The following is a 9,590-nucleotide window of genomic DNA, read 5'->3' on the forward strand; positions in this document are numbered from 1 at the left end:
ATCATTCGTTTTATCTTCAAGGTTGATAGGGATAGTTTATCAACCTATTCGGGTGTCCATTTTTATTAGACCACTACATTGTCGACTCAGCCATTTTTAAAGCCTTTTTTATGGGTAACTTACGGCTGTGCCGGTGAGTAAATCAATGTCGTACATAGCTGGGTAATTGGGGTACGGCCCGCTTTTCAAAAAGGCGCTCAAGGTGTTGCATTCCGTTTGCGCAGCGGCTATAGCGGTCTGTTCGGCAACTAAGGACGGTGTAGGGTATAACTGGGCAAACTCGGCGTCTGTAAGGGCGCGCTCTGGCTTTTGGGCCTGTCTTGTGTACGCGCTGATTGCCCGTTCTTTGTTGGCCTGCAATTCCGATATTTTGCTTTGTAGTGGGATGATATTGGTGTTGTAGTAATTGCTGCCGGGATCGACTGGTGGCCGAGCTGCAATTGCGGCGGCCAGGGCGGTTTGCTTTGCAGCTATTTCAGCGTTTTCTGTTACAAAATCGGTGTCAACCGGTGCTGTGGGGAATAGCAATAGGAACTCGGCCTGGGTCATTTTGTTACTAGCTGCAATTTGTTGGCGTTGAGCATGAGCGGACGACCGATCCCCCATTGAAAGTTGATTGTTTTTGACAATGGTTTGCAGCGTTGTGATTCTATTTTTTGCGGCCAGCAGGGTATTGCCGACAACGGTTTGCATGTTCATTTTTTACATCCTTGCTTTGCCTGCAGCATGCCGGTATTGGTGAGTAGTGAAAGCTTGTAGCCCGGGCCGGAGTTTAAAAAATCCCGCAGCGTGGCGCGTTGCGCGGCCAAGTCGAGAATTTTCAGTTTATGCGCTTCGGATCTGGCTTTGGCGTCGGTCTCAAGCTTTTTGATTTCTCCGACAGTTGCCCCGCCGAACTTGAGTTCTGCTAAGTTTTTTTCGTACTGGTCTAGGCCGGCTTGGCCTAACCGATTTTCCGCGTCGATCAGCATGGTAAGCGACAAAATTTTTAGTGACACCTTGGTGACCAGTGCCTTGATTTCGATGTCGTGGCCGTTTGTTTCGGCGACCTCATCGTCTGGCGCGTCGAGATTGGCCAAGGTGGCTTCGGCCCAGAGCAGCAGGCCGGCAAACGACTCGAATATGTTTGCATCGTACTGAACAGCCTCGCCGTCGATGCCCCGCAGGACCTCAACTACCGGTGAAAGCTTGGCCTTGATGTGGTTTGGATTGGTGATTTGCTGGTACATGGCTGCTTTACATTTTTACGGCTGACATGCCCAGATCCTGGCGCGTTTGTAGCAAGTCAAGTACTTTTGTTTCGGCCAGCAAGTCGGCGTCGAAGCGGGGTGCGTCCGATAAAAATCGCTCGATCATGACTTTTTCGGCTTGCAGCGACTCGACCTGGGCGTCCAACGCTTCGGCGTCGGCGGTCGGGGTGCCGATTACCGCCAAAATTTCGGCTTCTGAGAAGCTTTGCTTTTTCATCTCGCCTTTTTTTATTTCATAGCCGGCAAGCAGGTTTTCTTTGGCGAAAATGGTATTGGCAATTTCGTTGGTGATGATGCTGGTGCGGAGAATGGCGGCGGCGATGAGGTCTTGGTCCCTGTCTTTATACTGCTTTTGCGCCCTGGCGACTATCGCGGCGGCTTCCATTAGTTTTAGCGACGTAAAATCGCAAAAATCATTAAATTTTTGAATCGCCTCGGGGTTGTTGTTGAGCGACTGATCGTCGACCGCCGCCAACGCTTCGGCCAGCGGCTTAAGCTTTGAAACCGAGTGCTGCGCGCTGTTTAAATCTTGCATAGTTAGTTTTTCGTTCATGGTTATCCCAGTGTTAAGGTTTGGTTTTGGTTTTTCTCGTTGATACGGTTAATAACGGATCGAATATCTTCGACTCGCCAGGCAACCGAGCGGCCATCAAGCCGCACTGGTCGCGGGTAAAGGCCGCTTTTAACACCCTCATACCATTTCGCCCTGCTTATCGGGATCGCCGCCAGGACCGTATCGAGTTTTGCAAAACCTTCGGTTGGTAATGCGATGGTCATATAACCCTCGTTTTGTTTAACTGCGAGAATATTTTGGGGTCTTTAAATCTACCTCTCGTTGCGTTTTCCCGATTTTGGACGCCTATGGCTTTGTGTGGATTTTGTTTAGGGAAAACCCTGCATTTAAGCGGGTTGCGTGGCGTTATACTGGTATCGCGTCGATGAGTGCGATTGACGTAGCCGGCGGCCTTTACGGTAGGGCCGCCGGCTTTTTTGTGCCTGATGGTTAACCTGCTGGTTGTGACAAATCGGCTTGGGAAAGTGAGAAGTGCTGCAACTGAACGCCCTCAAGCAACGCGAAATCGTTAGCGCCGCTGGCTATGAACTGCTCGATTTTTTCTTGCTCGGTTTTGAGCTGGTTTCGTGCAGCGAAGTGTGGTCGATATTCGATGTCTTCTTCTGGCAAAATCCAGCTGATCTCAAACAGTGAAAAGCCGCGACTCATTAGTAGTTCACCCCTTATTCCATGAATTCTTGCAAGATTTTCAATAGCCAAATTGTGAAGGAACATCTCATTTTTTACTTGCGCCAAACGAGCTTCGGCGGCGGCAACAGTGTCTTTTGGCAGGTATGCGTGCAGGCAAGGAGCGGCATCAAGCATGGATTGATGAATGGATAAATTGGATGACAGCCAGCCTTTGAACTCGGCGATTTTTTGCATCGAATCATCTTCATTAAAGTCGTAATCAAGCTCATCCGTGATAACTTCCAGAGCGGCGATAACTGGTGCTATATGGCAAACGAAGCGTTGAGCGATAGTTGCTTCGTCGCGGCTGGTGGTTTTTGCGGTCATGGTTTTTCCTCTTATGGTTTGCGGTTAAAAATTAATTAAACTTCATGATTTCTGGAAGGCGGGTTCCAACGCTTTAAATCGGCGGCATGTTTCGCTGAGCGGGCTTCGGCCAGCAATTTGTTTCCATTCGGCGTCCAGACTTCAATGGATTGCGGATATTCGTCGTTGGTTGGTCTGGTCGTGTTTCTGCCGATGAAGGCCAATATCTCCGCCTTGTGTTTCCGGAGGTAGTCGCGCTCATCGCTTGATAGCTGGGACGCCGGGTTTACGACAAGCGAATCGCCATTGGCGGAAAAAGCAAATCCCGATGATTGCAGGCTGGTGATGAAGTGAAGTGCGCTCATCAAAACACCTCGCTATCCGTACCGGCAAAGTCGGTGCCGTTGGGTTCGGTTGTCGAGAAGTGAACGTACCTACGGGGACTACCACTTGGGACCGGAAGAAATTGGTGGCTTGCTTTGTGAAACCAAAGAGTAATTCTCGGCTCATCTTCGCCATTGCGCTGCTTCTCGCAGAGACATAGGGCGTCCGGTTCTTTCTGGATATTGGAGACCTCAATGTCGTCGAGGTTTGTCTGTTTCAGCTTTTCCTCTTTCTTTCGGTTTCGCCACCAAATGAGCACAGTATCGGCCAGATTGGTAATAGAGCCGCCGCCCAACACATCGAATTTGCCGCCGGGCTTTTCATCGTTGTCGCCTTTGCGCAAATGCGCGACCAGGATAATGTGAACGTCATGGTCCTTGGCAAAGTCAGTCAATTTGTCAACAAAATCTCGCTGTTTGTTGTAATCGTCAGGATCGATGTCGAGCTTTGACATATTGTCGATGACGAACAGGTTGATGCCGTAGCGCTGCCGGGCGTAGCCGAACACCTCCAGCATTCGCTCTCGCTTGGCTGTCGTGGAGACATCGAAAACCCAAAGGCTATTACCTAACCACTCCATGATTTTGCCTATGTACGGGTCGGCGGGTTGCTCAACACAGGAGGCTTGCCTGACCAATCGTTGCAGCCACCGCTGAGGCTTGAACTCCATGGATGCGACACAGGCGCGTCGACCCTGAGCAATGGCGTCGAGGGTAATGTGTCCAACCCCTTCGCTTTTACCATGGCCGTTCACGCCGGCCACAATCGTGAGTTCGCCCGGACGGAACTTGAGGGTCTTGCACTTACCCCAGGGAGTGCTGAACCCGATTTCGGTCTGAGTGGGGTTGAATGCCGCAATAACACCATCGACATATTCAGCGGCGTTGCGCAGTTCTGACGGGTCGAGGGTTTTAGCTTTGCTCAACAACTCTTGCATCTGGGCCAGCGACAAACCGGCGCGCAGGCAGTCATTGGCATCCTTGTGCGGCAACTCAACGACTCGGCAACGGTGCCGCCCCAGTCTGTCGATAATCTCGGCAGCGGCTTGTCGTCCTACGTCGTCTGCATCCATCGCGATATAGATCACATCGAACCGCTCCAAGTTGTCGAATTCATGCTCGATCCAATCGTGCTTTGCGCCGGTGCCGCCGCCGAACGGTACCGACAGGGCCGGTATTTGATATTCAAACAGCGACATGGCGTCGATTTCACCCTCGGTGATGGCGACGAATCGCGCGTCCGGCGGGATCGCCTGCCAACCGAACAAGGCCGGACGCATGTCGGCTTCGGTCACACCGAATTTTTTGCCGGCAACATGGCGCCATTTAGTCATGACCAGTTCGCCGGTTGGGTTATAACAGGGAAACAATACCGATTTTGGCGTTTGGCCGACGCGGTACGCCTTGAGTGTGGCTTCGGAAAGCTTTCGCTCTTGCGTCAAGTATTGCCATACCGGCGAACCGGCAACAGCCTCAGCAGGCTTGATTGACGGTTTTTTGAAAGCCTTCTGCTGGCGAACGAATGTCGGTTTCTTGGCGCCAGGATTTAAGCCCAACCAAGTTGCGGCTTCGGCCATAGCTTCCGGCATGGAGATATTGCGCACCTCGCGCCATAAATCCAGCAAGTCGCCGGTTTGACCCGTTGCAAAATCAGACCAAATGCCGGATTTATCCCCATGCAGATGAACACCAAGGCTTTTACCGGCTTCTCCCGAGATTGAACCGCAGCGCCACTCCCGGCTATCCAACTTGCCATTGGGCAGCAGGTGCTTAGCAACCGCTTCGGCGTTGCGGGCCAGCAATTGAGCGATTTCTGCCGGTCTCATATCAACCCCGCTATGCCAAGAAAGCTGCTTTGGGCTGTTTCTCGGGCGTCAGGTGTCGGCGGTGCCGAATTGATTTCGTCTTCCCAGCGGCGTTTGTTCAGCCACACTGCCGGTGCCGGAATGTACTGGCCATCATCTTTGAGCCAGTCTCTGGATTTTTTTGCCAGCTCCAGGGCCGACATGATTGTCGCCGCCAGCTCGTCGGATGGCTTGAGTTTATCCCACGCTTTTTTGGCGTTGGTACGATTTTTTCGATGGCCGGGGTAGGCGTTGTAAAACTTAACAAACAAATTTTCAATGTTTTCGTCACATATGTTTTTAGTTAATGTTTTAGTTAATGTATTAGTTCCGTGTCCCAAATTTGGGACTGTTTCCGCGTAAATTTGGGACTCTTTAGCGGAAAAAACGGTACTGTTTGCCGGTAAATTTGGGACTGTTTCCGGGAATAATTGGAACTGTTCCAATTCTGGAACTGTTCCGTTTTTGGTACTGTTTAAATCGTCTGATTTGGAGTTATTGATCATGTCAAAAATACCGTTGATTTGGTAAACGACCACCTGCTTGGTATCGCCAACGCGCTTTCCGGTATCGCTAATCAATCCGGATTCGCACAAGGCTTTAAGCGACTTGATGGCCGTCTTGCGATTCAAAGCTGTTTCTTCACACAACGATGCAATACTCTGGAAATACTCGGCCAAGTCGTTGCCGGCGCGTTTTGCCATTGCGACCAAAATAAACTTCTCAGCCGAGCTTATCCCTTGTTGGGCAAAGGCCCATTCGCAGCGCTGGTAATAATCCATGTTGCTATTTTGACCAGCGCAATATTCCGATGCGGTTGCCGTGTTTATCTTTAACAACCGCAATTCCTTTTTTAAAATCTGGAATTACCCAGGCAATAATCGTCGTCGAGATAAATTGACCATCGATCATCTCCAGTAACCCGCTATCGCGTAAAATTGATTTAATATTTTTTTCGGACATAGATTCCCCGCAATACCGCCAAAAAGGCGGAATAAGTTCACATCGCATATTGGGTGCAGTTCCGGGTATGTCTTCCGATTTGCCGTCGAGTTGAAGTCTTTAAGTACCTGGAAATTGCGCCTATTTATTTGCAAGCCTCAAAACACAAGGCATTGCACCGCATTTAATATGCGGTTCAGGTATCTTTATTCGAAACGATGCATTCGGCCAAAACGCGTGTATTAACAAATAGCGTTTTGCCGACTTTATGGAATGCCCTAGACAAGCCGTTATGCTGGCGCTGCTTTACCGCCCAGGCCCAGCTTTTCTTTGGGTATAAGTGGGGAAATCTATCTGGAATATCCTGATAAGGAATGATGTCGTCGAGTGACGTTGTTAATTGGTTTGCTTGCATTGCCTCTCCATAAAAACAGGATGTTTGAAGTAGTTCAAGGCAATGATATTGATTTTTTTAAACCCTGTATGTGTAGTGTACTAGTACACACTATCTTTCAAGAGCTGACGTTATTCAATCCATTTGATTACGGTTTTTGGTCGCACATTCAGAATTTTCTGACCAACGTGAAAGGCAGCATCCTCCTTGCTCTCAAATTGATGTGAATGTTTCTTATAAAAGTTTTTGGCTATCAAGATGTTGTGCTCTAATATCCATCCATATACAGCATCGAACTTTTCTACAACTTTCTTGTTTTTACCACTATTACAGACATCTTTTGCAAAGGCTCTCGGACTTTTATAATTCCATCTATTTTCGTCGTAAAACTCAAGAACATAAGTTTTATCTTCTCTGTTAAGTTTGTTAGCTTTTGTTCCGCCCGTTCCACAAAGTGCATTCCTAAGATTCTCTTCTTCGATCCATCCTTCAACTCGTGAAAATTCTACTAATCGAAAAACCACATCTGGGGCTATGTCAAACGATGACAGTATAGAATACGATTTTCTGAAATTAACTATTTTATAGCTAGCATAGAATATGGCTTGAGCAGTGAATTTCGCCTTAAAATACGAATTTTCACCTTCGAAATATTGAATAAAATCATTTTTGCTGTCTAAAGTTAAGTCAAAATCAACTAAAACTTTTGGCGGTGCGAAAAGCAATAGCAAGTTTGCAACATCATCACCACTTGGTATTCTTTTATTCATTGCCATTTACACTCCATTCAAGCGCAAGTCATTAAGAAGGGATAGCCAGCCAAGCGGTTAATGACTCCGCCTGTCCCCCGTCGGGTAAGGCTGGCTAATTTGGATAATCGTTATGCCGCGTGTGGCCGTTCAATCGGGGTAACGTTGGGCTTGGGCTTTTGCCGGGCTTGCCACAAATCGTATTCAGCCTGCATGCGCACCCAGGTATCGGCGGTCGGGCCGTTCATCCAGGCCTCCAGGCGGATCGCCATATCGGCGCTGATCGCGGCCCGACCGTTGACGACACGGGATAGGGCAACGCGGGAAACACCAAGCTGTGCGGCGGCTTCGGTGACGCCGATACCCAGCTCGGGTAATACGTCTTCTTTCAATATGCTGCCGGGGTGTGGGGGATTAAACATGGTCATGGGTGCCTGCCTCTCAGTGATAATCTTGATAATCGACCAATACCGCGTCTTCGCCCTCGAACATGAAGGTAAGGCGCCAGTTTCCGCTAACCTTGACGGCCCAGTGTTCAACCAAGTCGCCTTTCAACGGGTGGAGCTTCCATCCGGCCACGTCCATTTCTTGCGGGGATTTGGCGGCGTTGAGCAATAGCAATTGCCGGGACAGCTTGGAAGCGTGTTCGGCATTGACGCCCGATTTCGAGCCGGTTTCGAAAAACTGTTGAATGCCTTTATGACGAAAACTTTTGATCATGATTAAGTGTATCTCGATGCTTTACGCGCAACAAGCGGAGAAGAAAAATATTCAAGCGCCAGAAAGATACCGGCCAAGCCGATTAAGACCTGGCCGGCAGTAAGCCTTTACAGATTGAACGCCTGCGCCAGCTCATTGACGATTTGCCGCTTCTGATCGCGGCCTTGGTGGATGTAGCGCATGGTGGTTTGAATGCTCTTGTGGCCCGCCAGTTTGGCTATCTGGTTGATCTCCTTACCGGCGTCCGACAAGGCCGAACAGAAGCCGTGCCGAAGGCAATGGAAGGTAAACCGCTCAAGCTTGACGCTGCCGTCCGTATTCAAAACATCCTTGTCGGAGATGTTCGCTGCTTTTAAGGCATTTCGCCAGGCCGCGCGGAAATCCATCGGTTGTTCGGGTAGTTCGAGCGACGGGAAGATCAAGCCGGTACCGATTTCCTGGTGGCACTTCAGTTCGGCGATAACAACCAGGGCAAGGTATAGCTCGCGGCTGGTACCGTTCTTGGTATCGCCCAGAAAGGCGGTGCCATCTTTGAAATTGATGTCGTTCCACCGCAGACTCATCAATTCGCCTTTGCGGGCGCCCGTGGTCATTGCCATGAGCACCAGCAGGTACAATTTGTCCCAATGGGACACTTGGCAGGCTTTAATCAGGCGCTGGCGTTCCTGATCCGATAACACCCGATCCCGGCGTTTGGTATCGTCATCGACCACGACACTGCGTACCAGATTTTCATCGACGTAGCCGCGACTGAGGGCGAACTTGTAAACGCTGGACAGCACGGCTTTTTTGCGGTTGATGGTTGTTGCGCGGTCGCCGGCATCAATCATGTCGTCGACGTGTTCGCGCAAATCGAAGATGTCGATGTCGGTCATGATGCGGTCGCCGAAAAACTGGCACCAGTAATCGACCCGCTGCATCTGGCCTTTGTAATCTTTCTTGCCCCACCGCGACAGATATTCGTCGCAGACTTCCCGAAAAGTCTTGTAACGGATGCGCTTGCCGGCCTTGATGAATAGATCGGCACCGCCCATGCGCTCGATTTCCTGCGGCGTCAATTGCAACAGCTCTTTCTTCGACAGTGCATTGATGGCTTCCAACTTGGCGCAATGGCGAATGGCAAACAGATCGATACCCAATTGCTTGAACAGCTCTTCGCCGCCCATGCTTTCGATGTCGGCTTCGGTTATTTCCAGCAACTGAGCCGATGACATCAACGGAATGGCCTTGATGTTGCGTTCTATGCTGTCGGCCCAAGTTTGCGCCAGCTTTTCAGTCGAGAAGGTTTTGTTTTTGGTGATGCCCTTCAGGCGAACATCCGCACGGAAGTTACCGTTGGCTAAAGGTCGGATATACGCCATGGCTAAGCCTCCACCGCACTATCGGCGTTTTCGGCTTTTGGGTCCCCAAAGAGATGTTTCAGCAATTCCTGACGCCCGTATACATGTTCGAAATGAAAATTCTGCGAGGAAATTTGACACGTCGGGTACTCCGACAAGATTTCAGCCTGATAGCGGCGGGCCTGCGCTTCAGTTGTAAAATAGCCGTCGCCAATCGGCAAGCATCGGTGCACCCCATCGCCACCATACACGACAGCATATGCCGTAATGGGATTGCCCGAGTGAAGATCGTACTTATTTTGAAAATCTGAGCTTTTGCCATCCAATCCAGGCTCGTAATGGATAACCTGACAGTCGGGGTAGTAGGGCAGGCTAAGATGACGCCAAGCCGTAGCTTGTTCTTGGGATTTAAACACGGG

General features: G+C 50.0%; 15 protein-coding genes. All 15 read right to left on the bottom strand.

Annotated elements, in window-relative coordinates:
* Positions 1-108: 108 nt before the first annotated feature.
* Positions 109-699 (bottom strand): hypothetical protein, encoded by a 591-nt coding sequence (locus tag NP589_RS20560; protein WP_256608644.1) that lies wholly within the window; start codon positions 697-699, stop codon positions 109-111.
* Entirely contained in the window at positions 696-1,229 is a 534-nt protein-coding gene (locus NP589_RS20565; RefSeq protein ID WP_256608645.1) for a hypothetical protein, read from the bottom strand. The genes NP589_RS20560 and NP589_RS20565 overlap by 4 nt, the downstream gene beginning before the upstream one ends.
* A 7-nt stretch (positions 1,230-1,236) precedes the next feature.
* Positions 1,237-1,803 carry a hypothetical protein gene (locus NP589_RS20570; protein ID WP_256608646.1) on the bottom strand — a complete coding sequence of 189 codons (567 nt, stop codon included), beginning with the start codon at positions 1,801-1,803 and terminating at the stop codon, positions 1,237-1,239.
* Positions 1,804-1,805: 2 nt separating this feature from the next.
* Positions 1,806-2,027: a helix-turn-helix transcriptional regulator gene (locus NP589_RS20575; RefSeq protein WP_256608647.1), complete on the bottom strand. Its 222-nt coding sequence runs from the start codon at positions 2,025-2,027 to the stop codon at positions 1,806-1,808.
* A gap of 226 nt (positions 2,028-2,253) precedes the next feature.
* Positions 2,254-2,820, bottom strand: coding sequence for a hypothetical protein (locus NP589_RS20580; protein WP_256608648.1), 567 nt, complete (start codon positions 2,818-2,820; stop codon positions 2,254-2,256).
* A gap of 35 nt (positions 2,821-2,855) precedes the next feature.
* Positions 2,856-3,164, bottom strand: coding sequence for a hypothetical protein (locus NP589_RS20585; protein WP_256608649.1), 309 nt, complete (start codon positions 3,162-3,164; stop codon positions 2,856-2,858).
* Entirely contained in the window at positions 3,164-5,008 is a 1,845-nt protein-coding gene (locus NP589_RS20590; RefSeq protein WP_256608650.1) for a toprim domain-containing protein, read from the bottom strand. The genes NP589_RS20585 and NP589_RS20590 overlap by 1 nt, the downstream gene beginning before the upstream one ends.
* Positions 5,005-5,808 (bottom strand): LvrA C-terminal domain-related protein, encoded by an 804-nt coding sequence (locus NP589_RS20595; RefSeq protein ID WP_256608651.1) that lies wholly within the window; start codon positions 5,806-5,808, stop codon positions 5,005-5,007. Before NP589_RS20595 ends, NP589_RS20590 begins: the two co-directional genes overlap by 4 nt.
* Before the next feature lie 4 nt (positions 5,809-5,812).
* Positions 5,813-5,989, bottom strand: coding sequence for a hypothetical protein (locus NP589_RS20600; protein WP_256608652.1), 177 nt, complete (start codon positions 5,987-5,989; stop codon positions 5,813-5,815).
* Between the two features lie 175 nt (positions 5,990-6,164).
* Positions 6,165-6,383, bottom strand: coding sequence for a hypothetical protein (locus NP589_RS20605; protein WP_256608653.1), 219 nt, complete (start codon positions 6,381-6,383; stop codon positions 6,165-6,167).
* Between the two features lie 110 nt (positions 6,384-6,493).
* The gene (locus tag NP589_RS20610) at positions 6,494-7,138 is read right to left on the bottom strand and encodes a hypothetical protein (RefSeq protein ID WP_256608654.1); all 645 of its coding nucleotides are present in this window, start codon (positions 7,136-7,138) and stop codon (positions 6,494-6,496) included.
* Positions 7,139-7,242: 104 nt separating this feature from the next.
* Entirely contained in the window at positions 7,243-7,539 is a 297-nt protein-coding gene (locus NP589_RS20615; RefSeq protein WP_196435326.1) for a HigA family addiction module antitoxin, read from the bottom strand.
* A 13-nt stretch (positions 7,540-7,552) separates the two neighbouring features.
* Positions 7,553-7,831 carry a type II toxin-antitoxin system RelE/ParE family toxin gene (locus NP589_RS20620; RefSeq protein WP_256608655.1) on the bottom strand — a complete coding sequence of 93 codons (279 nt, stop codon included), beginning with the start codon at positions 7,829-7,831 and terminating at the stop codon, positions 7,553-7,555.
* Positions 7,832-7,938: 107 nt separating this feature from the next.
* Positions 7,939-9,192, bottom strand: a complete 1,254-nt coding sequence (locus NP589_RS20625) for a tyrosine-type recombinase/integrase (protein WP_256608656.1) — start codon at positions 9,190-9,192, stop codon at positions 7,939-7,941.
* 2 nt (positions 9,193-9,194) lie between these two features.
* A partial coding sequence (locus NP589_RS20630) for a hypothetical protein (protein ID WP_256608657.1) occupies positions 9,195-9,590 on the bottom strand: 396 nt, incomplete at its 5' end.

The sequence above is a fragment of the Methylomonas rosea genome (assembly GCF_024505055.1).
GTDB classification, from domain to species: domain Bacteria; phylum Pseudomonadota; class Gammaproteobacteria; order Methylococcales; family Methylomonadaceae; genus Methylomonas; species Methylomonas rosea.